The organism is Nocardioides sp. Arc9.136 (genome assembly GCF_030506255.1).
Classification (GTDB): domain Bacteria; phylum Actinomycetota; class Actinomycetes; order Propionibacteriales; family Nocardioidaceae; genus Nocardioides.
Genome location: NZ_CP113431.1, coordinates 1,287,062 through 1,313,062 on the forward strand (window position 1 = coordinate 1,287,062; position 26,001 = coordinate 1,313,062).

23 protein-coding genes and 2 tRNA genes are annotated in these 26,001 nt (G+C 74.0%); 17 read left to right on the forward strand and 8 right to left on the reverse strand.

Features of this window, described 5'->3' with window-relative positions; genetic code table 11:
* Positions 1-55 precede the first annotated feature (55 nt).
* On the forward strand, positions 56-1,492 hold the full coding sequence (locus OSR43_RS06235; RefSeq protein WP_302270317.1) for a sugar porter family MFS transporter: 1,437 nt from the start codon (positions 56-58) through the stop codon (positions 1,490-1,492).
* An 82-nt stretch (positions 1,493-1,574) separates the two neighbouring features.
* Here OSR43_RS06235 and OSR43_RS06240 read toward each other — a convergent pair.
* Positions 1,575-1,650: transfer RNA gene (locus OSR43_RS06240), tRNA-His, on the reverse strand.
* A 46-nt stretch (positions 1,651-1,696) separates the two neighbouring features.
* Positions 1,697-2,332 (reverse strand): oligoribonuclease, encoded by a 636-nt coding sequence (gene orn / locus OSR43_RS06245; RefSeq protein WP_302270319.1) that lies wholly within the window; start codon positions 2,330-2,332, stop codon positions 1,697-1,699.
* Between the two features lie 127 nt (positions 2,333-2,459).
* Here orn and OSR43_RS06250 point away from each other — a divergent pair, with 127 nt between their 5' ends.
* The 5 genes from OSR43_RS06250 (at position 2,460) to OSR43_RS06270 (ending at position 6,781) form a co-directional block, all read left to right on the forward strand.
* Positions 2,460-2,942, forward strand: coding sequence for a MauE/DoxX family redox-associated membrane protein (locus tag OSR43_RS06250; RefSeq protein WP_302270320.1), 483 nt, complete (start codon positions 2,460-2,462; stop codon positions 2,940-2,942).
* Between the two features lies 1 nt (position 2,943).
* Complete coding sequence (locus OSR43_RS06255; protein ID WP_302270322.1) at positions 2,944-3,681, forward strand: thioredoxin domain-containing protein; 738 nt, start codon at positions 2,944-2,946, stop codon at positions 3,679-3,681.
* A gap of 15 nt (positions 3,682-3,696) precedes the next feature.
* Entirely contained in the window at positions 3,697-4,740 is a 1,044-nt protein-coding gene (locus OSR43_RS06260; protein WP_302270325.1) for an adenosine deaminase, read from the forward strand.
* 77 nt (positions 4,741-4,817) lie between these two features.
* The gene (locus OSR43_RS06265) at positions 4,818-5,492 is read left to right on the forward strand and encodes a response regulator transcription factor (protein ID WP_302270326.1); all 675 of its coding nucleotides are present in this window, start codon (positions 4,818-4,820) and stop codon (positions 5,490-5,492) included.
* A 44-nt stretch (positions 5,493-5,536) separates the two neighbouring features.
* The gene (locus OSR43_RS06270; protein ID WP_302270327.1) at positions 5,537-6,781 is read left to right on the forward strand and encodes a cytochrome P450; all 1,245 of its coding nucleotides are present in this window, start codon (positions 5,537-5,539) and stop codon (positions 6,779-6,781) included.
* Here the strand turns inward: OSR43_RS06270 and OSR43_RS06275 are convergent.
* The 3 genes from OSR43_RS06275 to OSR43_RS06285 form a co-directional block, all read right to left on the reverse strand.
* On the reverse strand, positions 6,720-7,529 hold the full coding sequence (locus OSR43_RS06275) for a sigma-70 family RNA polymerase sigma factor (RefSeq protein WP_302270328.1): 810 nt from the start codon (positions 7,527-7,529) through the stop codon (positions 6,720-6,722). The two genes, OSR43_RS06270 and OSR43_RS06275, sit on opposite strands and share 62 nt — an antisense overlap.
* A gap of 116 nt (positions 7,530-7,645) precedes the next feature.
* Positions 7,646-11,446, reverse strand: a complete 3,801-nt coding sequence (locus OSR43_RS06280) for a SpoIIE family protein phosphatase (RefSeq protein WP_302270329.1) — start codon at positions 11,444-11,446, stop codon at positions 7,646-7,648.
* Positions 11,443-11,805 carry an STAS domain-containing protein gene (locus tag OSR43_RS06285; protein WP_302270330.1) on the reverse strand — a complete coding sequence of 121 codons (363 nt, stop codon included), beginning with the start codon at positions 11,803-11,805 and terminating at the stop codon, positions 11,443-11,445. The genes OSR43_RS06280 and OSR43_RS06285 overlap by 4 nt, the downstream gene beginning before the upstream one ends.
* Positions 11,806-12,227: 422 nt before the next feature.
* On the opposite strand from OSR43_RS06285, the gene OSR43_RS06290 reads away from it, so the two are divergent.
* Positions 12,228-12,566, forward strand: coding sequence for a transglycosylase family protein (locus tag OSR43_RS06290; protein ID WP_302270331.1), 339 nt, complete (start codon positions 12,228-12,230; stop codon positions 12,564-12,566).
* A 26-nt stretch (positions 12,567-12,592) separates the two neighbouring features.
* On the opposite strand, the gene OSR43_RS06295 is transcribed toward OSR43_RS06290, so the two are convergent.
* Positions 12,593-12,669 (reverse strand) — tRNA-Arg (locus OSR43_RS06295).
* Between the two features lie 119 nt (positions 12,670-12,788).
* On the opposite strand from OSR43_RS06295, the gene OSR43_RS06300 reads away from it, so the two are divergent.
* Positions 12,789-13,229 carry a helix-turn-helix transcriptional regulator gene (locus tag OSR43_RS06300; RefSeq protein ID WP_302270332.1) on the forward strand — a complete coding sequence of 147 codons (441 nt, stop codon included), beginning with the start codon at positions 12,789-12,791 and terminating at the stop codon, positions 13,227-13,229.
* Positions 13,230-13,243: 14 nt separating this feature from the next.
* Positions 13,244-13,657: a VOC family protein gene (locus OSR43_RS06305; protein WP_302270334.1), complete on the forward strand. Its 414-nt coding sequence runs from the start codon at positions 13,244-13,246 to the stop codon at positions 13,655-13,657.
* A gap of 18 nt (positions 13,658-13,675) precedes the next feature.
* On the opposite strand, the gene OSR43_RS06310 is transcribed toward OSR43_RS06305, so the two are convergent.
* Positions 13,676-14,308: a hypothetical protein gene (locus OSR43_RS06310; RefSeq protein WP_302270335.1), complete on the reverse strand. Its 633-nt coding sequence runs from the start codon at positions 14,306-14,308 to the stop codon at positions 13,676-13,678.
* Positions 14,309-14,462: 154 nt separating this feature from the next.
* Between OSR43_RS06310 and OSR43_RS06315 the strand changes: the two genes are divergently transcribed.
* Together OSR43_RS06315 and OSR43_RS06320 are read left to right on the forward strand one after the other, a co-directional pair.
* Complete coding sequence (locus OSR43_RS06315) at positions 14,463-14,885, forward strand: hypothetical protein (protein WP_302270336.1); 423 nt, start codon at positions 14,463-14,465, stop codon at positions 14,883-14,885.
* On the forward strand, positions 14,882-16,366 hold the full coding sequence (locus OSR43_RS06320; RefSeq protein WP_302270337.1) for a hypothetical protein: 1,485 nt from the start codon (positions 14,882-14,884) through the stop codon (positions 16,364-16,366). Before OSR43_RS06315 ends, OSR43_RS06320 begins: the two co-directional genes overlap by 4 nt.
* A 99-nt stretch (positions 16,367-16,465) precedes the next feature.
* On the opposite strand, the gene OSR43_RS06325 is transcribed toward OSR43_RS06320, so the two are convergent.
* Entirely contained in the window at positions 16,466-17,932 is a 1,467-nt protein-coding gene (locus OSR43_RS06325) for an aminopeptidase P family protein (RefSeq protein ID WP_302270338.1), read from the reverse strand.
* A 70-nt stretch (positions 17,933-18,002) separates the two neighbouring features.
* On the opposite strand from OSR43_RS06325, the gene OSR43_RS06330 reads away from it, so the two are divergent.
* From OSR43_RS06330 to OSR43_RS06355, 6 genes are all read left to right on the forward strand, one after another.
* Complete coding sequence (locus OSR43_RS06330; RefSeq protein WP_302270339.1) at positions 18,003-19,124, forward strand: PrsW family intramembrane metalloprotease; 1,122 nt, start codon at positions 18,003-18,005, stop codon at positions 19,122-19,124.
* Positions 19,121-20,911: a GTPase domain-containing protein gene (locus OSR43_RS06335; protein ID WP_302270341.1), complete on the forward strand. Its 1,791-nt coding sequence runs from the start codon at positions 19,121-19,123 to the stop codon at positions 20,909-20,911. The genes OSR43_RS06330 and OSR43_RS06335 overlap by 4 nt, the downstream gene beginning before the upstream one ends.
* 57 nt (positions 20,912-20,968) lie before the next feature.
* Positions 20,969-22,618: a GTPase family protein gene (locus OSR43_RS06340; protein WP_302270342.1), complete on the forward strand. Its 1,650-nt coding sequence runs from the start codon at positions 20,969-20,971 to the stop codon at positions 22,616-22,618.
* A gap of 170 nt (positions 22,619-22,788) precedes the next feature.
* Positions 22,789-23,250, forward strand: coding sequence for a single-stranded DNA-binding protein (locus tag OSR43_RS06345; protein WP_302270343.1), 462 nt, complete (start codon positions 22,789-22,791; stop codon positions 23,248-23,250).
* Between the two features lie 88 nt (positions 23,251-23,338).
* Positions 23,339-25,021 carry an energy-dependent translational throttle protein EttA gene (ettA, locus tag OSR43_RS06350; protein ID WP_302270344.1) on the forward strand — a complete coding sequence of 561 codons (1,683 nt, stop codon included), beginning with the start codon at positions 23,339-23,341 and terminating at the stop codon, positions 25,019-25,021.
* A gap of 139 nt (positions 25,022-25,160) precedes the next feature.
* Positions 25,161-25,967, forward strand: coding sequence for a S9 family peptidase (locus tag OSR43_RS06355; RefSeq protein WP_302270345.1), 807 nt, complete (start codon positions 25,161-25,163; stop codon positions 25,965-25,967).
* Positions 25,968-26,001 lie beyond the last annotated feature (34 nt).

The window sequence follows — 26,001 nt, forward strand, 5'->3', positions numbered from 1 at the left end:
GCCCGCGGGTACCACCCCCGGCGGCGGGCCGACCGGGCCCCGGGGGAGGAGCGGCATGACGACGACGGCCGAGGACCAGGGGACCAGCGGTCCGACGATGACCGGACGGATGCTCGTGGTGGCGCTCGTGTCGGCGGTGAGCGGGTTCCTCTACGGCTACGACACCGGCATCATCTCCGGCGCGCTGCTGCAGATCAGCGACGAGTTCGACATCGGGCACGGGCTCGAGCAGGTCATCGCGGCCAGCATCCTGCTGGGCGCGGTGATCGGGGCCTTGAGCGGCAGCGTGCTCTCCGAGCGCGCCGGCCGGCACCGCACGATCCTGGTGATCGCCGTGGTCTTCGTCCTCGGCACCCTCGCGGCGGCCCTCGCGCCGTCGCCCTGGGCACTCGCCGGCGGCCGCGTCCTGCTCGGCGTCGCGGTCGGCGGCGCCACCCAGACCGTCCCCATGTACGTCGCGGAGCTGGCGCCGGCGGCCCGGCGCGGCCGGCTCGTCCTCTGCTTCCAGCTGGCCATCGGCGTCGGCATCGTGGTCGCCACCATCGTCGGGGCGACCGAGGCCCTCGACTGGCGGATCGCGATCGGCGCCGCGGCGGTGCCGGCCCTCGTCATGGGCGTGCTCATGCTTCTGCTGCCCGAGAGCCCGCGCTGGCTGGTCAGGCAGGACCGGTCCGACGACGCCCGGGCCGTCCTCGAGCGCCTGCGGCCGGCGTCGTACGACGTTGACGGGGAGCTGGCGGAGATCGCCGACCTCGACGAGCAGGAGCGGGGCGTCCGGGACGACCGCCGCGGGTGGCGGGGGCTGCGTCAGCGCTGGGTGCGCCCGGCGCTGGTGGTCGGCTGCGGGATCGCGGTCTTCACCCAGCTCAGCGGCATCGAGATGATCATCTACTACTCGCCGACGATCCTGACCGACAACGGCTTCAGCACCAGCACCGCCCTGCAGGTCAGCGTCGCGCTCGGCTTCGCCTACCTGGTGGCGCAGCTCGTGGGACTGGCGCTGGTCGACCGGGTGGGTCGGCGGCGGCTCGCCCTCGTGACGATCCCAGGCGCCGCGCTGGCGCTGGGCACCCTCGGGACGGTCTTCGCCACCGGCCACTCCGGCCGCGGCAGCACGCCGTTCATCATCGCCTGCCTGGTGGTCTTCATGCTCTTCACCGCCGGTGGCCTGCAGCTGATGGGGTGGCTCACCGGGTCCGAGATCTACCCGCTCGCCGTCCGGAGCGCCGGCACGGCCGCCCAGTCGGCGGTGCTGTGGTCGACCAACCTGCTGATCACCCTGACGCTGCTCTCGACCATCGAGCTGCTCGGGGTGGGGCAGACCTTCTGGCTCTACGCGGCCTTCAACGTGGCGGCGTTCGTCTTCGTGTGGCGGCTCATGCCCGAGCTGACCGGCCGCAGCCTGGAGAACATCGAGAGCCACCTCGCCGACGGTGAGTTCAGCCCGGCCGACTTCGAGGAGCCGGAGCCGGAGCCGGCACCCGGGCGCTGACGCGAGCGGCTGAGGCCCCCGGAGACGGGGCGAGCCCCTGACCGGTGTCCCGGTCGGGGGCTCGCATCGTGCCGTTCGGCAGTGGGGTGAGTAACGGGACTTGAACCCGCGACATCTGCGACCACAACGCAGCGCTCTACCAGCTGAGCTATACCCACCATGGCGGTCCGACCTGGGCCGGGGCCGCTGGGAAGTATAGGCGACTCAGTCCGCGGGGGTGGAATCCTGGGGTGCGGTCCCGGTGAGGGCGCCGCCGTGGCGCGCGGCGATCGCCTTGGCGGTCGCCGAGTCGGGCCCCGGGGCGGGGACGAACACGGCCTCCCGGTAGTAGCGCAGCTCCTCGATGCTCTCGCGGATGTCGGCGAGCGCGCGGTGGTTCCCCCGCTTGGCGGGCGCCTGGTGGTAGGCGCGCGGGTACCACCGGCGGGACAGCTCCTTGATCGAGCTGACGTCGACGATCCGGTAGTGCAGGAACGACTCGAGCCCGGTCATGTCCCGGGCGATGAACGCGCGGTCGGTGCCGACCGTGTTGCCGGCCAGGGGCGGGCGGCTGCCCTCGGGGCAGTGCTGACGCAGGTAGGCCAGCGTCCGCTCCTCGGCCTCGGCGAGGCTCACGCCCTTCGCGAGCTCCTCGAGCAGCCCGGAGCTCTCGTGCATGCTGCGCACGAAGTCGCCCATCTGCTCCAGCGCCTCCTCGGGCGGCCGGATGACGATGTCGACGCCGTCGCCGAGGACGTTGAGGTCGAAGTCGGTGACGAGGGCCGCCACCTCGATCAGCGCGTCCGCGCGCAGGTCGAGGCCGGTCATCTCGCAGTCGATCCAGACGAGTCTGTCGTTCACGGAGGGCACCCTACGGGCAGCCCCGGTCAGAGTCCCCGCAGTGGTCCCGCAGTGGTCCAGGCGCTTCTCAGCCGCCGCTGGCCGGGACCTCAGGGTCGGCTCAGGTGGGCTGCCTAGCGTGCCCGACGTGAGGGAGTGGTTCGGCCTGGTCGCCCGGCTCGTGACCGGCGGCGTGTGGATCGTCGCCGGTGCGCTGAAGCTGCCCGACCCCTACGAGAGCGTGCGAGCGGTCCGCGCCTACGACCTGCTCCCGGAGTCGATCGTCCCCACCGTCGGCCACCTGCTCCCGGTGCTGGAGGTGGTGGTCGGTCTGGCGCTCGTCCTGGGCCTGCTCACGCGCGGCGCCGCCGCCGTGTCCGCGCTGCTCTTCCTCGCCTTCATCATCGGCATCGCGTCCGCCTGGGCGCGCGGGCTGCAGATCGACTGCGGCTGCTTCGGCGGCGGCGGCTTCGAGGAGGGCGCCGCCAGCCAGTACCCCTGGGAGATCGCCCGCGACGTCGGTCTCCTCGCCCTGTCGCTGCTCCTGGTGTGGAGCCGCTCGACGCGGCTCGCGCTGGACAGCGCCCTGTTCCGTCGTACGACGAGCACGTCCACCACCCGAGAGGCCTGAGGTGTCCACCAAGAACCGCCAGCAGTCGCGCGCCGAACGCGCCGCCGCCGCCATCCTCGAGCAGGAGCGCCAGGAGCGGCGCCGCCGGGCGCTGATCGTCGGCGGGGTGGTCCTGCTCCTGCTGGTCGTCGTCGCGGTCGGCGTGCTCGTGCAGCGCGGGCGCGACGACACCGGGGAGGTCGCCGCCCCGCCGGCCGGCGCGACCGGCCAGTACTCGCTCGCGATCGGTGACGCGGACGCGCCGCACCAGGTGGTCGTCTACGAGGACTTCCTCTGCCCCTTCTGCGGCGCCCTGGAGGGCGAGACCCGCGCGGACCTCGAGCGGCTCGCCGCGGACGGCCAGGTCTACGTCGAGTACCGCCCCTTCGACCTGCTCAGCAGGTACGGCGACTACTCCGCTCGCGCGACGAACGCCTTCGCGGCCGTCCTCGACGCGGCCGGTCCGCAGGTGGCCAAGGAGTTCCACGACCTGCTCTTCGAGAACCAGCCGGGGGAGTCCGGGCCGTTCCCGAGCGACGACGACCTGGTCGACCTCGCCGTCGAGGCGGGTGCGGAGGAGGCGCAGGTGCGCGGGGCGATCGAGGACCGCGAGTTCGACCAGTGGGTGCAGAACGCCACCGACGCCGCCTCGCGGGCCGGCGTGAACGGGACGCCGACGGTGCTGGTCGACGGCGAGGTCTTCACCGACGGCGACACCGTCGAGGAGCTCGCCGACAACTTGGTTGCCGCGGTCGAGTGAGCCGATGATCCGGGGGTGTCCCTCACCCCCGGGTTCGTCGCGGGCCTGCCGAAGGCCGAGCTGCACGTCCACCACGTCGGGTCCGCGTCGCCGCGGATGGTCGCCGAGCTGGCCGCGCGCCACCCGGGCACGGTCCCGAGCGACCTCGACGAGCTGCGCAGGTTCTACGAGTTCCGCGACTTCGCGCACTTCATCGAGGTCTACCTCGCTGTGGTCGACCTGGTGCGCACCCCCGAGGACGTCCGCTACCTGACCTACGAGGTCGCGCGGGAGATGGCACAGGGCCAGTCGCTGCGGTACGCCGAGCTGACCTGCACGCCGTACACCTCGGTGCGGCCGCACGACCCGGAGCCCGGGATGCCGATCGAGGCCTACACCGAGGCCATCGAGGACGCCCGGGTGGCCGCCGAGCGGGACTTCGGCCTCGTGCTCCGGTGGGTCTACGACATCCCGGGCGAGGCGGGCGTCCCCAGCGCGGACGCGACCCTCGACTTCGCGCTCCGGCACCGGCCCGAGGGCCTGGTCGGCTTCGGCCTCGGCGGCCCCGAGATCGGCGTGCCGCGCGCGCAGTTCCAGCCGCACTTCGACGCCGCCCGTGCCGCGGGGCTGCGCTCTGTCCCGCACGCCGGCGAGACGACCGGTCCGCGGACGGTGTGGGACGCCCTGCACCTGCTCGGCGCCGACCGGATCGGCCACGGCACCTCGGCCGCCCAGGACCCCGCGCTGCTGGCCCACCTCGCCGAGACCGGCGTCCCGCTCGAGGTCTGCCCCTCCTCGAACGTCGCCACCCGGGCCGTGGCCGACCTGGCCGAGCACCCGATCGTCGCGTTCCGCGACGCGGGGGTCACGGTCACGGTGGCCTCCGACGACCCGCCGATGTTCGGCACCTCCCTCAACCGGGAGTACGAGGTCGCGGCCGAGCTGCTCGGCCTCGACGACGACGGGGTCGCCGACCTCGCGCGGACGGCCGTGCGGGCCTCCTTCGCCGAGGAGTCCCTCCGGGCGAGGCTGCTCGCCGAGATCGACGCGTACGTCGCGCACGGGACCCGTCCCGCCTGAGGTCGACGGGCAGGACTTGTCCGTGCCCGTCCGCGCGGACGGGCCCGCGGGCTGGACGGACCAAATAGGATGCGTCCATGTCCGTCCACCCTGTCCGCGTCGCCGTGGTCAACGACTTCGAGCTCGTCGTGGCCGGGGTCGCCGCGATGCTCGCGCCGTTCTCCGACCAGGTCGTGGTCGTGGAGCTGGACAGCGGCGTGCCGCCCGTCTGCGACGTCGACGTCGTGCTCGTCGACACCTTCGGCCAGGGCGAGGGCGAGCACCTCAGCGTCGACGACCTCCTCGACGACGGCAAGCCGCGGGTCGTGGTCTACAGCTGGAACACCCGGCCCGACGTGGTCGAGCGGACGATGGCCCGGGGCGCGGCGGGCTACCTGCCCAAGTCGGCACGCGCCGAGGAGATCGTGGCCACCGTCCTGAAGGTGCACGCGGGGGAGGCGGTCCGTCCCCAGGGCGGGGTGGACGCCGACCTGGCGGCGGAGCTCGCGGACGGGGAGTCGTCGGGGTCCTGGCCCGGGAAGGCGCACGGGCTCAGCGCGCGGGAGGCCGAGGTGGTCTCGCTGATCAGCCGGGGGCTGTCCAACCAGGAGATCGCCGAGCGCACCTACCTCTCGATCAACTCCGTGAAGACCTACATCCGCACGGCGTACCGCAAGATCGGCGTCACGCGGCGCTCGCAGGCCGTGGCCTGGGGGCTCCAGCACGGCCTCCTCCCGGACCGGTCGCGCCAGGTCCAGCCGCTCGATTCCTGACGGGGCACCCGACTGGGAGCGCCGGGACGGGACACCGGGCCGCCATGGACCTCACCCTCCGCCTGCTCCGACACGGGTACGACGGCGTCGCCGCCGACCGGGAGGCGCGTGGCGTCGGTGCCGATGCCGGGACCCACGCCAGCCGTCTCGCCGGTCGCCGGGCGGTCGTCGTGCGCAGCGAGCCCGGCGTGCGGTTCTTCTACGACGAGTCCGCGGCCGAGCGCAAGGGCGTCGTGCCGCCGCCGCTCGCCTGGTTGCTGTTCGGGCGCGGCGCGCTGCACGGGATGGACGGCGTGGCGCACCGCGAGCGCAAGCAGGTCATGGTCGACGTGCTGTCCGCCGACGGGCTGGGCCCGGTGGTCGACCGGGTCGCCGCCGAGCTCACCGCTGCGACGGAGCGCTGGCCGGGCCGCCAGGTGAGCGTCCACCCGGCGCTGGTCTCGGCGTACGGCCGGGCGGTGCTGCAGTGGGCGGGCCTCGACCTGCCCGACCGGCGGGCCGACCAGCTGGCGCACCGCCTGGGGCAGCAGGTCGACGGCTTCGGCTTCGCCGGGGCGGCCTACCTGCGCGGCTGGGCCTCCCGACTGTGGTGGAACCGCTGGGCGACCCGGCTCGCGGCCGACATCCGCTCCGGCCGCGCCGGCGTGCCCGAGGACTCACCGGCCGCCCGGCTCGTCGGCGGCCTCGACGTGGACGACCGGACCGCGGGGGTGGAGCTCGGCAACATCCTGCGTCCCACGATCGCGGTCGCCTACCTCGGCACCTTCGCCGCGCTGCGGCTCGCCGAGCACCCCGAGTGGCGGGAGCGGCTGGCGGACCCGGGGGAGGAGCTGGCCCGGCTGGCGTTCGCGCAGGAGGTGCGGCGCACCACGCCGTTCGCGCCGGTGCTCGCCGCCCGGGCGACGCGCCCCGCGCGGATCGACGGCGTGCGGGTGCGGCGCGGTGACCGGCTGGTGCTCGACATCATGGGCATCGACCACGACCCCGCGCGCTGGCCCGACCCGCACGCGTTCCGCCCCGAGCGGTTCCTCGACCACGCCCCCGGCGCGTTCGACCTGGTCCCCCAGGGGGGTGGCCACCCCTCGGGGCACCGCTGCCCGGGCGAGTCGCTCACGCTGCGGGTGCTCGGGGCGACGCTGCGGGTGCTCGCGCCCGTGCCGTACTCGGTGGTGGACGACGTGGTCGACCGCACGCGGATGCCCACCACGCCCCGGGACGGGCTGCTGGTCAGGGTGCCGACGGGTGCTCGGACCCGATCTGCTCCCGCATCGTCTCCAGGATCCGCGTGAGGACGCGGGAGACCTGCACCTGGCTCACGCCGAGCTCGTCGCCGATCTCGCGCTGGGTCTGGTCCTCGTAGAACCGCAGGTAGAGCACCCGGCGGTCGCGCTCGGAGAGCCCGCGCATGACCGGGGCGAGCACGGCGCGCGCCTCGGCCGGGCCCTCGTCGGGGTCCTGCGGGAGCACCTCGCCGAGGCTGGTGCCGGACTCGCTGCCGACCGGTTGGTCCAGCGACGTCGGCTGGAAGCAGCCGAGCCCCTGCAGCGCCTCGCGGTGCTCCTCGGGGGTGATGCCGAGCTCGCGCTCGACCTCCTCGTCGGTGGGCTCGCGGCCGAGCTCCTGCTCGAGCCGGTCGGTGGCCATCGTCAGGTCGCGCTGCAGCTCCTGCACGCGGCGCGGCGGCCGGACCATCCAGCCCTGGTCACGGAAGTGGCGCTGGATCTCGCCGCGGATCGTGGGCACCGCGTAGGTCAGGAGGTCCTCGCGGACGGTGGGGTCGAAGCGGTGGACCGCCTTGACCAGGCCCTCGTAGGCCACCTGCTGCAGGTCCTCGAGCGGGATCCCCCGACGGCGGTAGCGGTTGGCCACGGCGTCGGCGACGCGACGGTTGACGAGGACCACCTCGGCGAGGACCTCCTCGCGCTCGGCGCCCTGGCTGGCGCGGGCTCGGGCCAGCAGCTCCGAGGTGCGCGTCGAGCGCTCCTCGCGGGACATCGTGCGGTGGTCGGCTCCAGCGCCGTGCGTCGGGCTCTGCATGAGGCGGTCCGCTCCTTCCGAGGTCGGGTGCGTTCCACGCACCCGGGTCGGGCGCGCACTCGACGTTGCCCGGAACCGGTCTGGTCCACCACCACCCATAGGGGTGTGATAAGGCCTCAGTCCCGGGGTGCCCACCCGACCAGCGCCCACACGGTCTTGCCGTCCTCCGTGGGTCGCGTCCCCCAGTCGTCGGCCAGCACGGCGACCATGTTCAGCCCGCGGCCGGCCTCGTCGGTCCCGGTCGTGCGCCGGCGGCGCGGCCGCACCATGGCGGCGTCGCGCACCTCCACCAGGACCGCCTCGTCGAGGCGTCGGAGCTGGACCACCGGCGGCTCGGCGTGCCGCAGCGCGTTGGTCGCGAGCTCGGTGACCACCTGGACCACGTCGCCGGCCCGCCCCTCGGGCACCTCCCAGCGGGAGAGCTGGTCGGCGACCTGGCGGCGCAGCGTGCCGAGGACCTCGGGCGTGCCGACCTCGAACCGGGCCACGGCGCCCGCGGGTTCCGCCCGGGCCCGGGCGACGACCATCGCCACGTCGTCGTCGACGCCGTCGCCGGTCAGTGCGGACACGACCTCGGCGAGGAGGGCGCCCGCGGGGAGCGTCGTCCGCGGTGCCACGGTCGTGCCGAGCCGTTCCAGGCCGAGCTGGAGGTCCTCGCCGCGGCGCTCGACGAGCCCGTCGGTGTAGAGCAGCAGCACGTCGGTCGGGTCGAGGGTGACGGTGGTGGTCGCCAACCCGTAGTGGCCGGCGCCGAGGGGCGGCCCCACCTCGCGCAGCAGCGAGACCCGGCCGTCGGCGTGGGCCAGCAGCGGCGGGAGGTGACCGGCGTTCGCGTAGGCCAGCGTGTGGTCCGCGGCGTCGAACACGGCGTACACGCACGTGACGATCTGGTCCCCGGCGAGGTCCTGCACCAGCGGGTCGAGGTGCTCCAGGACGTCGGTGGGGGACAGGTCGAGCTTCGCGAACGCCCGGGTCGCCGCGCGCAGCTGCCCCATGACCGCGGCGGCGCGGACGCCGCGACCCATCACGTCGCCGATGACCACCGCGGTCCGGCCGGCGCCGAGGTCGATGACGTCGTACCAGTCGCCGCCGACCTGGGTGCCGACGACGCCGGCCCGGTAGTAGGTCGCGACCTCCAGCCCGGCCACGTCGGGGTCGGTGCGGGGGAGCAGGCTCGCCTGCAGCTCCCGGGCGATCTGCCGCTCGCGCTCGACGACCTCGCGCTCGGACTCCGCCGCGACGAGCCGCTGCTGGAGCGCCCGCTGGTCGGTGATGTCCTGGAAGGAGCCGCGCACCAGGCGGCTCCCGTCGGGGCCGGTCGCCGGCTCGCCGTAGGCCTGGAAGAGGCGCACCTCCCCGGCCGGGGTGACCACGCGGACCTCGTAGACGATCGTCTCGCCGGCGGTCGCCGCGGCCAGCCGCTCCTCGACGCGGGGCAGGTCCTCGGGGTGAACGAGCTGGGTGATGACCCTCCGGGCACCCCGCTCCTCGGCGTCCTCCCGGTTGAGGCCGAGCATGTCGAAGAAGGTCCGCGAGCCGGTGATGGTGTCCCGCGCGAGGTCGACCTCCCAGCTGCCGAGCCGCGCCAGCCGCTGCGCCTGGTCGAGCAGCTCCCGGCTGCGCTCCAGCGCGTCGCGGACCCGGTGCGCCCGGTCCAGCTCGAGGTTCACCCGGACCCGGGCCAGGAGCTCCCGCGCGGAGAACGGCTTGACGAGGTAGTCGTCGGCGCCGGCCTCCAGGCCCTCGAGCGTGCCCTCCTCGCCGGCGCGTGCGGAGAGCATGATCACCGGCACCGAGGTCAGGGTGGGGTCGGCCTGCATCCGCCGCAGCAGCCCGAACCCGTCGAGCTCGGGCATCATCACATCGGTCAGCACGAGGTCGGGCACGTCCTGCGCCATCGCGTCGAGCGCGTCGAGCCCGTCGACGGCCGTCCGGACGTCGTACGCCGGCGCGAGCAGGTCGCGGATGTAGCGACGCATGTCGTCGTTGTCGTCGACCACCAGCACCCGCCACCGGTCGTCGGCCGGGTCGTCGCTCGAGGAGCCGGCCGCGTCGGGCGGTGCGGCCACCTCTCCCGCCTGCTCGCCGAGCAGCCACCTGGAGCTCTGCTCCACGAACGCCTGGGCCCGTCGTTCGGCCCCGGGGTCGGGAGCGGCGTCGGAGGCGTGCCGGACCCGGTCGGCCGGCAGGTGGCCCCATCCCAGCGGGAGCGAGACCGTGAACGTCGTGCCGTGGTCGGCGTCCTCGGTGCTGCTGGTCGCGCCCACCCGGCCGTCGTGCTGCTCGACCAGCTCGCGGACCAGGGCGAGCCCGATGCCGGTGCCCTCGTGGGTCCGCGAGCGGGACCCCGCGACCCGGTGGAACCGCTCGAAGAGCCGGGGCAGCTCTCCGGCCGGGATGCCGCTGCCGGTGTCGCTGACGCGGAGCACCGCCCGGCCGTCCTCCTCGCGCAGCCGCACCGTGACCCCGCCCTCGAAGGTGAACTTCAGGGCGTTGGAGACCAGGTTCAGCACGATCTTGGCCCAGGCCTCGCGGTCGACGTACGCCGGGACCTCAGCGTCGCAGTCGATCTCCAGGCGCAGGCCGGCGCTCTCCGCCGCCGACTCGAACATCGCGGCGAGCTCGGAGGTGTACGCGCACAGGTCGGTGGCGACGAACTCGCTGCCGTCCCGGCCGGCCTCCAGGCGCGAGAAGTCGAGGAGCGTGTTGACCAGCTGCAGCATCCGCTGGCCGTTGCGGGCGATCACCTGCAGCCGGTCGCGCTGGCCCGGCGGCAGCGGTCGCTCCTGGTCGGCCAGGGCGTCCTCGGCGGGCGCCAGCAGCAGCGTCAACGGCGTGCGCAGCTCGTGGCTGACGTTGGCGAAGAAGTCGGTCTTCGCCTGGTCGATGCGGGCCAGCTCCTCGGCCCGCTGCTTCTCCTGCTCGATCGCGCGCGCGTCGCCGATGGCGGCCGAGAGGTGGCCGGCGAGCAGCTCGAGGAAGTCGCGGTAGCCGGCGTCGAAGGGCCGGTACCGGTTGAGGCCGACCACGAGCGCGCCGTACGGCGCGGCCTGGCCGGGCTGGGCGAGCGGGGTGACGTAGGCGCGGGTCGGCGGCTCGGCCCAGGCGCCGGTCGGCAGGTCGGGGAAGAGGTCGTCGATGGCCGAGACCACGACGTCCTCGCCGCGCCACGCGGCGTCGAGGGGCCAGACGGCGTCCGGAGCGCCGACCTGCACGGTCCGGGGCGCCGCGGCGTGCTCGGACGCGATGCCGGCCAGTCCTCGACGGTGCGCGACCGTGCCCTCGGAGCCGAAGAGGTAGACCAGCACGAACGGGAGGGAGTGGCCGTTCTCGGCCAGGTGCTCGCACGCCGCGGCGACGGCCGCTGCCTCGTTGCCGGCCGCGCCGGACCGGATGCCGAGGTCGCGCAGGGTGGTCATCCGCCGGGTCGAGACGACCTCCTCGGTGTCCTCGGTGACCACGCAGAGCATGCCGGCGACCACGCCGTCGTCGTCGGCCAGCGGGCTGTAGGAGAAGGTGTGGTAGCTCTCCTCGACGTAGCCGCTCCGCTCGAGGAAGAGGAGGAGCTTCTCGTCCCACGTCGCCTCGCCCGTGGCCATGACCCGCTCGATCCGGGGGCCGATGTCCGGCCAGATCTCGCGCCACACCTCGGAGGCCGGTCGCGCGAGCGCCCAGGGGTACTTGCTGCCGAGCGTGTCGCGCCGGTAGGCGTCGTTGCAGAAGAACGTCAGGTCCTCGCCCCACGCCATCCACATCGAGAACTTCGAGGTGAGCAGGATGCGCACGGCGTTGCGCAGGCTCAGCGGCCAGGTGTCCGGCTCGCCGACCGACGTCAGGGACCAGTCGACGTCGAGGAGGTCCTGGCCGACCGTCCCGCTCCGGCGCAGGAAGTCGCTCATCGACACGTCGGCGCTCACCCGGCGACGGCGTCCCGGGCCGTGGGGTAGGTGGCCAGCACCCGGTCCAGCCCCGTGAGCTCCAGGATGCGCGCGACCGGCTGCTGGATGCCGGCGACCGCGAGCGAGCCACCGAGGCCTCGCGCGCGGCGGTGGGCGGCCACGAGCGCGCCCAGTGCGGAGGAGTCGACGAACGGCACCTGCGTGAGGTCGACGACCACGTCGACGTGCCCGTCGACCATCAGGTCGTTGAGCACCATCCGGAAGCCGCCGACGGTCGCGAGGTCGATCTCCCCGCGGGCCTGCACGACGGCGAAGCCGCCCTCGTGCTCGACGTGCAGGACCAGCTGCTCGTCAGGGGCAGGGTCGGGGGACGTCATCGTGTTCGTTCTGCTCTCCGGTTCAGGAGCGCTGGCGGCGCTGGCGGGGACGGGGACAGTCTCAGGTACCCGCAACCACGACGGTCGCATTTCGTCCCGATCGGCCCTGACGGGTGAGGCCCCGCCGGACGCGTGCATCCTGCCAGCGGTCCCGCCCTCGACCCGATCCGGGCCCGGCCTGATCCGGCCCGGCCTGATCCGGCCCGGCCTGATCCGGCCCGGCCTGATCCGGCCCGGCCTGATCCGGTCCGACTTGATCCGCCCCGGGGGGCTCGTCCTAGGTTCGTGGGGTCCCGGTCGACCGGGGCGTCCACCTGCGCCCGCCGCACCCGCTCCGCGCAGGGGTCGAACGCGATGCCCGGAGCGGGGCGAGCGCCACGCGCCGAGCGCGACCGGCCCGCAGGCGTCACGGAGGTCCGCACATGCGCATCCGCACGCTCGTCTCGTCCGCCGCCCTCGCCGCAGCCACCCTCGTCCCCGTCGTGGCCGCGCAGGCGCCCGCACAGGCCGCCCCCGAGCGCACCTGGGACCGGCTCGCCCAGTGCGAGTCCGGCGGGCGCTGGCACATCGACACCGGCAACGGCTACTACGGCGGTCTCCAGATCAGCAAGCAGACCTGGGACGGCTTCGGCGGACGCCGGCTCGCGCCGTACCCGCACGGCGCGACCAAGGCCGAGCAGATCCGCGTCGCCGAGCGGATCCAGGACGCCCAGGGCTGGGGAGCGTGGCCGGCCTGCTCGCAGGAGGCGGGCCTGCGCTGACCCGGCGGTCCCGGGTCGGGGAGTGGTGGCGCCCCCGGCAGGACTCGAACCTGCGACCGGCGGATTAGAAGGCCGCTGCTCTATCCAGCTGAGCTACGGAGGCGGGAGGCCGGGCGACCGGCCGGCGGCCAGTATGCCGCACCGCGCCGCCCGCCCACCTGCCGCGGGCCTGTCCTGCGGCGGGCCTGTCCTGCGGCGGGCCCGGCGTGCCAGGATCCGGGCATGGCGGTCCCGTCCCCCGACTCCGAGCGGCTCCGGCGGCTCGAGCAGCTGCGGCGCGTGCGCGACCGGATCGACCGCGACCACGCGCAGCCGCTCGACGTCGAGGAGCTCGCCCGCGGCGTGCACATGTCGGCCGGGCACCTGAGCCGGCAGTTCAAGCAGGTGTACGGCGAGTCGCCGTACTCCTACCTGATGACCCGGCGCGTGGAGCGCGCGATGACGTTGCTGCGCCGCGGCGACCTCAGCGTGACCGAGGTCTGCTTCGCCGTGGGCTGCTCCTCCCTCGGGACGTTCAGCACGCGGTTCACCGAGCTCGTCGGGGTGCCGCCGTCGGTCTACCGGGCGCAGTCGGCGGGCGCGACGGACGGGATCCCGTCCTGCCTGGCCCGCCAGGTGACCCGACCGGTCAGGAATCGAGAAGCGGCGACCCGGTCGTCCTGACTAGCGTCGCCGGCATGGACGTCACCCTCCACCACGCCTTCCTCCCGCACACCGACGCCGAGGCCGCGCTCGGGTTCTACCGCGACCTGCTCGGCCTCGAGCTCCGCAACGACGTCGGGTACGACGGCATGCGGTGGCTCACGCTCGGGCCGGCCGGCGGCACCGGCACGACCCTGGTGCTCCACCCGCCGGCGGTCGACCCCGGCCTGAGCGACGACGAGCGCCGCACCGTCCTCGAGCTGATCGCCAAGGGAAGCTACGGCGCGGCGCTCACGCTGGCGACCGACGACCTCGACGGACTGTTCAAGCGGCTCGTCGACGGTGGCGCGGACGTCCTGCAGGAGCCGATGGACCAGCCCTACGGCGTCCGCGACTGCGCGTTCCGCGACCCCACCGGCAACCTGCTGCGGATCAACGAGGTCCGCTGAGCGACCGGTCCGGCGGGGTCACGCCCACTCGATGCTGGCCAGCACCGAGTCGACGAGCGAGGTGCGCTCGGCCGCAGGCATGTCGGTCGGGAGGAGGAACGTGATCTCGACGGCCAGGCCGGCGTGCGGGGCGCCGTACACCTCCACCACCCGGGTCTCGCCGGCCTTGCCGGTCTGGTGGTACATCTCCACGCCGTTCACGTCACGGTGCGGTCCGTTGCGCGGGCCGACGGGGTAGCCCCAGTTCTTCGTCGAGGCGCGCTGGTAGTCGTCCACCGTCGCGCCCTCGGTCGCCTCGATGAAGCCGATGCTGATGTCGCCGGAGATCTCGGGCCTGGTGGCGACCCGGACGAAGTCGCTGATCGGGTCGGCGACGGTCCAGCGCTCCGGGACCCGCATGCGGAACGCTGCGGACTCGATGACCGGGCCGGTCGCGGGCGGGGTGTCGATGGTCGCGTCCGAGCTGCTCGTCGGGCTCGCCTCCGGGTCCGTGCTCGACGCCGGGGAGGAGCCGCCCGCGCTCGGAGAGGCGCTGGCCGACTCCGGTGCCGTCCCGCCGGGCTCCTCGTCGTCGCTGCAGCCGGTCACCAGGACCACCGCGGAGAGGGCGGCGGCGAGGGCGACGCGGCGCGGACGGTGGCGGCTGGGCACATCGGCTCCCGGGGGTCGAGGACGCGGTCGCGCCCACCCTAGTGAGGGGGCCGGGCGGCCCGATCCGACGACCGTGGTTTCGGGTCCTGCGGACCCGGGTATGTCCGACGCGACCGCCCGGAGCGGGCGGAGGAGTCATGGGAAGGAGTCCTGGGTGAGCGTCTTCGGCATCGATCTGTCCGGCCTGCTCGAGCAGATCGACATGGCAGTGGACTCGCAGAGGGTGGACGAGGTGATCTCGCTCCTCAACGCCTCGATCGACGACATCAAGGCCAGGCCCGTCGAGCCGGTGTCGCCGGCGGCGTTCGGCAACCTCGGCACCGCCGCGATGCTCGGTCAGCACACGACGCTGGCCCGGGACACCGTCGTGGAGGCCCTGGAGGACGTGGTGACGGGCCTGCAGGTGTACGCCGAGAACGTCGACGCGTACCGCAAGGACGCCTTCGCCACCGACGAGGTCGTCGGCGCCTCCTTCACGCCGCTGCAGGCGGGCACCGACTGCGCCGGCGGCGACTTCGCCGACCAGAACAGGCCGACGGCGCCCCAGTGCACCGTCCCCGGCGGGAGTGACACGTGATGAAGGGTCCCCAGCAGCTCCGGCTCGAGGCGACCATGCTCGCCTCCGCCGTCGAGAACATCGACACCGGTCAGTCCGCCTGGCTCCAGGCGGCGACGGTGCTCGACCAGGTGGCCAGCCGTCTGGAGACGCAGGGCGTGGACCAGGCCCGACAGGGGATCGAGGGCCAGACCGGGCCCAAGGTCGTGGAGGCCTTCAACGCCTCGGCCCAGTCGCTGAGGCGCAAGTACGAGCAGCTGAACAAGGCGAGCGAGGCCCTGCGCACGTCGGCCGACGCCATCCGGCGCGGCGAGACGGCGCTGGGCAAGATGCGCGGACTGGTCATGCCGCTCCCGCCGACCAGCTCGCCCGGAGCGACGACCGACGCCGACGTCCAGGCGCAGAAGAGCTACCACACCGCGGTCGCGAAGTTCTGGGACGACTACGCCTGGAACGAGGCCGTCGCGACGGCCGCGATCGCCGACATGGACACCACCTTCACCGGCTCGACCGCGACCATGAAGCAGATCCACGGCATCCCGGACCCGGTCCCGGAGCCGAAGGGCTACCAGGGCGGTCCCGGCGGGGGCACCCCTCCGGGCAAGATGCCGACCGGCCAGACGCCGACCGACGACGACCATCCGAACGGCGACCAGGACGACGACAAGGGCAACGACGGCAACAACGGCGACAACGACGACGACTCGCCGGTCACCCCGCCGATCGACCCCCCGGTCGACCCGCCGGTCGTGATCGAGGAGCCCGGCCTGACGCCTCCGATCGGCACGCCGCCGGTCGGGGTCCCCGGTACGCCGCTCGACCCCGGCCCCGGCCTGGGAACTCCGCAGGGCCCCGGCGCCGTCGGCACGAGCCCGCTCGGCCCCGTGCCGGGCGCGGGCGCGTCCCCGGCGGGGTCGATCGGGGTCGGCGCGGGTGGAGCGATCGGCGGGATCGCCGGCGGAGCGGCCGCAGGAGGCCTGCTGGCCGGCGGCCTGTCGCAGGGCGCCCTCGGTGGCATCCGTGGCGGCGTCGTGCCGGGCGCGAGCAGTGCGGGGGCCGGCGCGACGCGGCCCATCGGCAGCTCGAGCCGGGCCGGCTCGGCCGGTGCCCTGGGCCGGAGCGGGACGGTCGGCAGCGCCGGCAGCCCGACCACCCGGCCCGGAGCCGCTGGCCGAGGCGCAGCCGGGCGTGGCACTGCCGGGCGTGGCGCCGGAGGTACCGGGGCCCGAGCCGGCGCCGGTGTCGCCGGGTCCGCGGGCGGTCGCGGAGCACCGGGCGGGCGCGGTGCGGCCGGTGGCCGTGGCGCCGCTGCCGGTGCCGGCACTCGCGGAGCAGCCGGCCGCGGAGCCGGTGCGGGCGGGGCCCGCGGCGCGGCCGCCGCAGGTGCGGCCGGCTCCAAGGGACGTGGCCGGGACGAGGAGAACGCCGTCGACCACGAGCACTACGAGGACGGCTGGGACTGGCTGGGCGAGGACCAGGTCGCGCCCGAGGTCCTCGACTGAGCCCAGCTCGTCGGGCCGGGCAGCGGCCCTGACGAGCGACGGCCCGGCCCCGTGCGGTGATCCGCACGGGGCCGGGCCGTTCGTCGTGCAGGCGCCGGGTCAGCCCCGCGAAGGCACCCGCGCGGCCATCCAGCCCTCGATCTCATCGGCCGAGCGCGGCAGCGACCCGGAGAGGTTCTGCTGGCCGTCGGCGGTCACGAGGATGTCGTCCTCGATCCGGATCCCGACGCCGCGCAGCTCCTCCGGGACCAGGAGGTCGTCCTCCTGGAAGTACAGCCCGGGCTCGACGGTGAGGACCATGCCCTCGGCGAGGGTCCCCTTGGCGTACGCCTCCGGCGCCGCCAGCCCGCAGTCGTGGACGTCCATGCCGAGCATGTGGCTCGTGCCGTGGAGGGTCCAGCGGGCGTAGACCTTGTTGTCGGGGTCGAGCGCCTGCTCGGCCGGGACCGGCAGCAGCCCCATGTCGTCCAGCGCGTGGGCGAGGACCGTCATCGCGGCGTCGTGGGCGGCGGTGAAGGGCACGCCGGGACGGACGGCGTCGATGCCGGCCTGCTGGGCGGCCAGCACGACCTCGTACAGCTCGCGCTGCCGAGCGGTCCAGGTGCCGTCGACCGGCAGGGTCCGGGTGACGTCGGCGGTGTAGAGGTTGTGTCCCTCGACGCCCATGTCGAGCAGCACCAGCTCGCCCGGGGTGATCGCCCCGGAGTTCTCGATCCAGTGCAGCGTGGTGGCGTGCTTGCCGCCGGCGACGATCGAGTCGTAGCCGATGTCGTTGCCCATCGCCCGGGCCCGCCGGAAGAACGTGCCCTCGATCCAGCGCTCGCCGTACCGCAGGACGTTGTCCCACTCCCGCACCGAGTCCTCGAAGCCCAGCGTGGTGGCGTCGCAGGCGGCCTGCAGCTCGCCCACCTCCCACTCGTCCTTGACCAGGCGCAGCTCGGAGGCCACGCGCGCCAGGTCCTCGTCCAGCGAGGCGTCGCCCGGCAGCATCTGGTCGACGGCGGGGGAGGCCCCGCGCAGGACGCGGGTCTTGGTCGGGGCGGCCGCCGCGAGGTCGTCCTGCAGCCGGTCGACGTGGCGCACCTCGATGCCGAGGGAGTCGGAGATCTCCCGCATGGACGGCCGGCGCCCGGCCCACAGCTCGCCGTACTGCCGGTCGCGGAAGAACTCGTCGGTCTCCCGCGAGGAGCGCGGGCGCGCGTAGAGCACCGAGCTGCCGTCGGCCTCGACGACCAGCACCGCGTCGCTGGTCTGGTTGCCGGAGAAGTAGGCGTGGGCGGTGTCCGCGCGGAACCGGTAGTCGGTGTCGTTGGCCCGCACCTTGTAGCCGCCGGCCGGCAGCACCAGGCGGTCGCCGGCGAAGGCAGCCGCGAGCCGCTCGCGCCGCTTGGCCGCCCACGGGGCGACGGGGTGCGCAGGCAGGTCGAGCTCGCGGTCGCCCCACCCGGTGCGCATGAAGGAGGAGTACGCCGCCGGGACGGCGGGGTCGTGGGACTCGGTCCGCGGCGTGGCCGCCGGGTCGTTCTTCGGCTGCGCGGGGACTTCCGGGGTGGCTTGCTCGCTCATCCGTCCACTGTAGATCGGGCCGCCGACGGCGTGGCACCCCGCAGGTGGCGCCACCGATAGGCTTCGCCCCGTGTCGGCACCGCGGAGGGACAGCCTCGCCTTCACGGTCGTGGTGACCGTGCTGGTGGCGATCTGCGCCGCGCTCATGCTGCTGGTGATAGCGCTCTCGGGAGCGCCGCGGACCCTGCTGACCGCGACCGTCCTGGCCGCGCTGCCGGTCGGCCCGGTCGTCGCGTGCTACCTGTGGCTGGACCGGTACGAGCCGGAGCCGAAGCGGCTGCTTGCCAGCGGGCTGCTGTGGGGCGCCTTCGTGGCGACGGCCGCGGCCATCGTCGTCCAGGGCGTCGGTGGCTACGCGGTGGGCGTCTCGGAGGAGGCCAGCCTCGCCGTCGTCGCGCCGGTGACCGAGGAGGCCAGCAAGGGACTGTTCCTCCTGCTCCTGCTGTGGTGGCGCCGCGCCGAGCTCGACGGGATCCTGGACGGGCTGGTGTACGCCGGCATGGTCGGCGTCGGGTTCGCCTTCACCGAGAACATCCTCTACCTGGCGGCCGCCTACGACGGCACCGACGGGATGGGTCCGGGCGGCACCGACGCGGTCACGACGACGTTCGTCGTCCGCTGCCTCTTCAGCCCCTTCGCCCACCCGCTCTTCACGACCTTCACCGGCATCGGGGTGGGCATCGCGGTGGCCTCGCGCTCCCGAGCCGTGCGTGTCCTCGCGCCGCTGGGCGGGTACGTCCTGGCCGTGCTCGCCCACGGTCTCTGGAACGGCTCGACCGTCTACGGCCTGGGCAGCTTCGCCCTCGTCTACGTCGTGCTGATGGCGCCCGCCCTCGTCGGCGTCGCCTGCCTGGCGGTGTGGGCTCGGCGCAGTGAGCGCCGGATGCTCACCGCCGCCCTCACCGACGCGGCCCGCCGCGGCCTGGTCCCCGCCACGGACATCGGGTGGGTCACCGACCTCGGTGCCCGCCGCCGCGCCCGCGTCCACGCCCGGGCGCTCGGCGGCGTCCCCGCCGAGCGGGCGATGCGCGACTACCAGCAGGCAGCCGTCGAGCTCGGGTTCCTCCACCACCGCTACCTGCGTGGTACGGCGCCGCCGGACTTCGCCGCGCGCGGTCACGAGTACGTCGCGAGGATAGGTGCCGTGCGCCCGTTCATCGCCTTCCCCGGACAGGTGGTACCCACCCGATGAGCCCGACCCAGCCGCAGGAGAACCCCGGACCGACCGGCGGGGACAGCCGGATGCTGACGGCGCTGGTGCAGCTGCGCAGCGCCCTCCAGGCGGCCGCGCTGCCGCTCGAGCTGCCCGGCGCGGAGGAGCAGCGCACCGCTCGCCAGGAGATGGTCGACCAGCTCGAGGACTACGTCATCCCACGGCTGATGACCATCGACGCGCCGCTGCTCACCGTCGTCGGCGGCTCCACCGGGGCCGGCAAGTCGACGCTGGTCAACAGCCTCGTCGGGACCCGCGTCACCACCCCCGGCGTGCTCCGGCCGACCACCCGGTCGCCCGTCCTCGTGCACCACCCCGACGACGCGGAGTGGTTCGGCCAGGACCGGCTGCTCCCGGACCTCGAGCGGGTGCAGCACTCCACCAACGACCCCGACGCCCTCCAGCTCGTCGCCTCGCCGGCCGTCCCGCAGGGCCTGGCGATCCTCGACGCGCCCGACGTGGACTCCGTCGAGGAGCGCAACCGCCTCCTCGCCGCCCAGCTGCTGGCCGCCGCGGACCTGTGGCTGTTCGTCACCTCGGCCGCGCGCTACGCCGACCAGGTCCCGTGGGGGTTCCTCAAGCAGGCGGCCGAGCGGTCCACCGCCGTCGCGATCGTGCTCGACCGGACGCCCGACGAGGCGATCCAGACCGTCGCGACGCACCTGGCCCGCATGCTCGCGAGCCGCGGCCTCAAGGACTCGCCCCTGTTCACCGTCACCGAGGGCCAGGTCGACGCCGACGGGCTGCTGCCCCCGCACCACGTGGCCGACATCCGGGGCTGGCTGGAGTCGCTGGCCGCGGACGCCGACGCACGCGGTGCCGTGGTCAAGCAGACGCTCGAGGGCGCGATCCGCACGCTGACGAACCGCTCGTTCGGCGTCGCCGCCGCCGCCGACGAGCAGGTGGAGGCCGCCCGCCGCCTGCGTGAGGACGCCGATCACGCGTACGACGCCGCGGCCGAGCAGATCCGCGCCGCCTGCGCGGACGGCACGCTGCTGCGGGGCGAGGTGCTGGCGCGGTGGCAGGAGTTCGTCGGCACCGGTGAGCTGCTCAAGTCGTTGGAGAACCGGGTCGGCTGGCTGCGCGACCGGGTGGTCAGCGCCGTCAAGGGCAAGCCGCAGCAGGCCGAGCGGGTGACGGTGGCCGTCGAGTCCGGGCTGGAGACCCTCGTCCTCGAGCACGCCGAGTCCGCCGCCGAGCGGGCCGAGGCGGCCTGGCAGCAGTACGCCGCGGGCCAGGCCCTGCTCGCGGGCGCCGACCAGGACCTCGGCCGCGCCTCGCGCGAGCTGCGCCGGCAGGTCGAGCGGGCCGTGCGCGAGTGGCAGCAGGACGTGCTCGAGATGGTCCGGGAGGAAGGCGCCGACAAGCGCACCACGGCCCGCTTCCTCGCCTACGGCGTCAACGGGCTCTCGGTCGCACTCATGGTCGTGGTCTTCGCCAGCACCGGCGGCGCGCTCGTCGGGGCCGAGGTCGGCATCGCCGGCGGCAGCGCGGTCCTGGGCCAGAAGCTGCTCGAGGCGGTCTTCGGCGACCAGGCCGTGCGGTCGCTCGCCGAGCGGGCCCGCCGCGCGCTCGACGTACGCATCTCCGAGCTGCTGGAGGCCGAGCGAGCGCGGTACACCTCCGTCCTCGACGGCCTCGAGCTCTCCGCCGGTGCGCCCGAGCGGCTGCGGGCGGCGTCCCGCCGGGTCGACGACCTGCGCTTCGCCGCGTCGCGGGGTGGGGCCGGGGACGGTGCGGACGACGGCGCCGGCTCGGGCTCCTGAGCGCGGGACGCCTAGGGTGTGTCAGGACCGATCGACCGAGCTGCTTGTAGGGAGACCATGACGTCCTTGCTCGAGGGTGCCAAGAAGCTGGTCACCCGGGGTACCGACATCGGTGCCCGGATCGAGGGCCTCGACGCGGCCGTGCAGGCCGGCCGGGGACGTCTCGACGACCAGCTGCTCGACGACGCGCACGCCGTCGCCGAGCGTGCCGCGGGTCGCCTGCGCCTCTCCGCCGACCACACGGTGGTCGGCATCGCCGGCGCCACGGGCTCGGGCAAGTCCTCGACGTTCAACGCGCTCACGGGCCTCGAGCTCTCCGCCGTCGGCGTGCGCCGCCCGACGACCTCCTGGGCGACCGCCTGCGTGTGGGGTGCGGACGGTGCGGCCGAGCTGCTGGAGTGGCTGGGGATCCCGCCGCGCCACCAGACCATGCGCGACTCCCTGCTCGACACCCGCCGCGAGGACGCGGCGATGGAGGGCGTGGTCCTGCTCGACCTGCCCGACCACGACTCCACCGAGGTCTCCCACCACCTCGAGGTCGACCGGCTCGTCCAGCTCGCCGACCTCCTCGTGTGGGTCCTGGACCCGCAGAAGTACGCCGACGCGGCGATCCACGACCGGTACCTCGTGCCGCTGCAGACCCACGCGGACGTCATGGTCGTGGTCCTCAACCACATCGACACGGTGCCCGAGGAGCGGCGCCAGGCGATGGTCGACGACGTGCGCCGCCTGCTCGACGCCGACGGGCTGCCCGGCGTGCCGGTCATCCCGGTCAGCGCGCGCCACGGCATCGGGCTCGACGAGCTGCGCGCCGAGATCGGGGAGCGGGTCAAGGCCAAGAAGATGACCCGGACCCGGCTCGAGGCGGACCTGCGCGGCGCGGCCGAGCGGGTGCAGGAGGCCAGCGGCACCGCGAAGACCCGTGCCCTCCCCGAGTCCCGGGTGGCGGACCTGGAGTCCGCGCTCGCCGAGGCCGCCGGGGTGCCCACCGTCGTCGCCGCCGTGGAGCGCTCCACCCGCCTGCGCGCCGGGCGGGCGACCGGGTGGCCGGTCGTCTCCTGGCTCTCGGGCCTCAAGCCCGACCCGCTCAAGCGGCTGCACCTCGACCTCGGCTCGGCGGGCAAGGAGCTCACCGGGCAGGCCCGGTCCTCGATGCCGGTGGCCACGCCGGTCCAGCAGGCGCGGGTCGACACCGAGGTGCGCCGGCTGGCCGACGACGTCTCCGACGGCCTCGGCCGGCCGTGGGTGGAGTCCGTCCGCCGTGCGTCGACCGGCCGCCTCGGGGACCTGCACGACCGCCTGGACCTGGCCCTCTCGCAGACCGACCTGGGCGTCGCGAAGATGCCGGTGTGGGCCGGGCTGGTCCGCGTGCTCCAGTGGCTCCTCGTCCTGGCCGCCGCGGCCGGGCTGGTGTGGACGGTGCTCCTCGTCGTCTCGGGCACCCTCGGCGACGACTCCACGCCGAAGCTGGCCGGGATCGCGCTGCCGCTCGTGCTGCTCCTGGGCGGGGTGGCGCTGGGGCTCCTGCTGGCGCTCGTCTGCCGGTTCCTCGTCGCCGCGACGGCCCGCCGCCGGGCGGCGGTGGCCGACCGGCGGCTGCGCACGGCCGTGCACGACGTGGCCGAGGAGCTGGTCGTCCGGCCAGTCGAGGCGGAGCTGCAGGCCTACACCGTCGTGCGCAACGGCCTCGTCGCCGCCCTGAAGTAGCGCCGCCGGGCCGCGGTGCCCACCTGCTCTCCACACGGTGCCCTGGGGCCTCGTGCTCCCCAGGGCGGCGTCGACCGGCCCGGCGTGGTCGGCGCCCGCCCGCAGCCTCGTCCGTGTGACCGAGGAGGGCCGAGACGCGGCCCGCCCGGTGCGAGACGAGGAGAGACATCGTGAGCAACGAGACGACCGTGACGCTGCAGGGATGGGTCGGCGGGGACGTGGCCCTCCGCCAGGCCGGCGACGCCCAGGTGGCCAGCTTCCGCGTGGGCGCGACCCCGCGCCGGTTCTCCCGCAGGACGGGGGAGTGGGGCGACGGCGAGACGCAGTGGTACACCGTCAACGCCTGGCGGGCGCTGGGGGAGAACGTGGCCGCGTCGGTGCGCCGCGGTGACCCGGTCGTCGTGCACGGCCGCCTCAACGTCAGCACCTGGGTCAGCACGGCGGGCGTGGAGGTCACCTCCTTCGAGGTCGAGGCGACCTTCGTGGGCCACGACCTGGCCCGCGGCACCAGCGCCTTCACCAGGACACAGCGTCCCCAGAGGCCCGAGGGGCAGGGACCCGCGCCCGCGGTCTCGACCGAGGGCGCCGCTGCGGAGGGTGCCACGCCGACGGCCGAGACGGTGGCCGCCTGAGCGCCGGGACGCGGGGCGGCCTCCGGCGGGGCCGCCCCGTTCACCCCGGACGGGCGTTCGGCGGCGATCCCAACTACGCTCGCTGACCATGGCGGAATATGTCTTCACCCTGCGCAACGTGCGCAAGGCCCACGGCGACAAGGTCGTCCTCGACAACGTGACCCTCTCGTTCCTGCACGGGGCGAAGATCGGCGTGGTCGGGCCCAACGGCGCGGGCAAGTCCTCACTGCTCAAGATCATGGCCGGGCTCGACCAGCCCAACAACGGCGACGCGATCCTCGACCCCGAGGCGACGGTGGGCATGCTCCAGCAGGAGCCGCCGCTGACCGAGGGGAAGACGGTCCTGGAGAACGTCCAGGAGGCCGTCGGCGACATCAAGGCCAAGCTGGACCGCTACAACGCGATCAGCGAGGAGATGGCGAACCCCGACGCCGACTTCGACACGCTGCTGGCCGAGATGGGCGACCTCCAGACCGACCTCGACCACGCCAACGCGTGGGACCTCGACTCGCGCCTGGACCAGGCGATGGACGCGCTGCGCTGCCCGCCGGCCGACGCGCTCGTGGACCACCTCTCCGGTGGTGAGCGCCGCCGCGTGGCGCTGTGCAAGCTGCTGCTCCAGCAGCCCGACCTCCTCCTCCTCGACGAGCCCACCAACCACCTCGACGCCGAGTCGGTGCAGTGGCTCGAGGGTCACCTGAAGAGCTACCCCGGCGCCGTCCTGGCGGTGACCCACGACCGGTACTTCCTCGACAACGTCGCGGAGTGGATCGCCGAGGTCGACCGCGGCTCGATCCACGGCTACGAGGGCAACTACTCCACCTACCTGGAGACCAAGAAGGACCGCCTCAAGATCGAGGGCCAGAAGGACGCCAAGCGCGCGAAGATGCTGGAGAAGGAGCTGGAGTGGGTCCGCTCCAACCCCAAGGCCCGGCAGGCGAAGAGCAAGTCGCGCCTGGCCCGCTACGAGGAGATGGCGGCCGAGGCCGACCGGATGCGGAAGATCGACACCTCCGAGATCAACATCCCGGCCGGACCGCGGCTCGGTGACGTGGTGCTCGAGGCCAAGGGGCTCACCAAGGGCTTCGAGGGCCGCACGCTGATCAACGACCTGTCGTTCTCGCTCCCGCGCGCCGGCATCGTCGGCGTCATCGGCCCCAACGGCGTCGGCAAGACCACGCTGTTCCGGATGATCACCGGCAACGAGGAGCCCGACGGCGGCGAGCTCAACGTGGGCCAGACCGTGAAGATCTCCTACGTCGACCAGAGCCGCGGCGGCCTGGACCCGCAGAAGAACGTCTGGGAGGTCGTCTCGGACGGCCTGGACTTCATCAAGGTCGCGAACTTCGAGATGAACTCCCGGGCCTACGTCGCCTCGTTCGGCTTCAAGGGCCCCGACCAGCAGAAGAAGTCCGGCGTGCTGTCCGGTGGCGAGCGCAACCGCCTGAACCTCGCGCTCACCCTGAAGATGGGCGGCAACCTGCTGCTGCTCGACGAGCCGACCAACGACCTGGACGTCGAGACGCTGTCCTCCCTCGAGGACGCGCTGCTCGACTTCCCCGGCTGCGCCGTGGTCACCTCCCACGACCGGTGGTTCCTCGACCGGGTCGCCACGCACATCCTCGCGTGGGAGGGCGACAACGAGGACCAGGCCAAGTGGTTCTGGTTCGAGGGCAACTTCGCGGCGTACGAGGAGAACAAGGTCGAGCGCCTCGGTGTCGAGGCCGCCCGCCCGCACCGCGTGACGCACCGCCGCCTCACCCGCGACTGACGGCGACCGCCGGGCCTGCGGGCCCGGCGCGTCCGGCGGGTCGCCCAGACCACACCACGGGACTCATAACCACCGGGTCCCGTGGTCGTTGGCACCCACGACAGGCCGTCGTCCGGCGGCCGTCCTGGGGGGAGGACCCATGAGGATCCGGCGCTCTGCCGTCGTCAGCTCACTGGTGGTCGCGCTGGGGGTCGCGGCCGCCGTCGTCGTCGCACCCCTGCTCAGCTCGGGTGCCGACGGCGGCACCGAGGAGCAGGCGACCACCATCCGCAGCACCCTGGCCGGCCAGTCGGTGCGGCTCTCGGTCCCCGGGGACGACCCGAAGGGCCTGGTCATCTGGTTCCACGGCCAGGGGGGCGGCGTCAACGACCGCGTCGACGGGCCGTGGCTCGACGCGCTGAGGCGCGACGGCTGGGCGGTCGCGTCCTCGGAGTTCCACTCCCAGTCGTGGGGCAACGAGGCCTCCACCAAGGACACCCGGCTGCTCGTGGAGTGGGCCGAGAAGCAGGTCGGCACGAAGGCCCGCGTCTGGGTCTCGGGCTCGATGGGCGCCTCGATCGCGCTCAACGCCCTCACCCACGGCGTCAAGGCGCCGGCCTGCTGGTACGGCGTGAAGCCGGCGCTCGACCTGACCCAGATGGACCAGGTCCCCGGCGGTCCGGGCTACATCCGGCGCGCCTACGGCGGCGGGTCGGTCCCGGCCGACCGCAACCCGATCCAGAACGTCGAGCGGCTCCCGGGCGAGACCCGCTACCGCGTGGTGTCCTCCCGGCAGGACGAGTGGGTGCCGTGGCAGGAGAACACCCAGCCGCTCGTGCAGCAGCTGGAGTCGCGCGACGTCGCCGTCAGCGTGCTGGACGTCAAGGGCGGCCACGCGGACCCCTCGCACTGGGACGCGGCCGACCTGGTGTCGTACGCGAGCTCGTGCGTCGGCAAGGGCGCCTGACCCGCGCCTGACCCGCTCCGGGAGGGTCCGGCCC

What these genes read in the sequence shown, in the direction of transcription:
- OSR43_RS06235 (WP_302270317.1), top strand. Translation starts at nt 56, where the DNA reads ATGACGACGACGGCCGAGGACCAGGGGACCAGCGGTCCGACGATGACC.
- OSR43_RS06265 (WP_302270326.1), top strand. Translation starts at nt 4,818, where the DNA reads ATGTCCGTCCACCCTGTCCGCGTCGCCGTGGTCAACGACTTCGAGCTC.
- OSR43_RS06270 (WP_302270327.1), top strand. Translation starts at nt 5,537, where the DNA reads ATGGACCTCACCCTCCGCCTGCTCCGACACGGGTACGACGGCGTCGCC.
- OSR43_RS06275 (WP_302270328.1), bottom strand. Translation starts at nt 7,529, where the DNA reads ATGCAGAGCCCGACGCACGGCGCTGGAGCCGACCACCGCACGATGTCC.
- OSR43_RS06285 (WP_302270330.1), bottom strand. Translation starts at nt 11,805, where the DNA reads ATGACGTCCCCCGACCCTGCCCCTGACGAGCAGCTGGTCCTGCACGTC.
- OSR43_RS06290 (WP_302270331.1), top strand. Translation starts at nt 12,228, where the DNA reads ATGCGCATCCGCACGCTCGTCTCGTCCGCCGCCCTCGCCGCAGCCACC.
- OSR43_RS06300 (WP_302270332.1), top strand. Translation starts at nt 12,789, where the DNA reads ATGGCGGTCCCGTCCCCCGACTCCGAGCGGCTCCGGCGGCTCGAGCAG.
- OSR43_RS06305 (WP_302270334.1), top strand. Translation starts at nt 13,244, where the DNA reads ATGGACGTCACCCTCCACCACGCCTTCCTCCCGCACACCGACGCCGAG.
- OSR43_RS06325 (WP_302270338.1), bottom strand. Translation starts at nt 17,932, where the DNA reads ATGAGCGAGCAAGCCACCCCGGAAGTCCCCGCGCAGCCGAAGAACGAC.
- OSR43_RS06335 (WP_302270341.1), top strand. Translation starts at nt 19,121, where the DNA reads ATGAGCCCGACCCAGCCGCAGGAGAACCCCGGACCGACCGGCGGGGAC.
- OSR43_RS06340 (WP_302270342.1), top strand. Translation starts at nt 20,969, where the DNA reads ATGACGTCCTTGCTCGAGGGTGCCAAGAAGCTGGTCACCCGGGGTACC.
- ettA (WP_302270344.1), top strand. Translation starts at nt 23,339, where the DNA reads ATGGCGGAATATGTCTTCACCCTGCGCAACGTGCGCAAGGCCCACGGC.
- OSR43_RS06355 (WP_302270345.1), top strand. Translation starts at nt 25,161, where the DNA reads ATGAGGATCCGGCGCTCTGCCGTCGTCAGCTCACTGGTGGTCGCGCTG.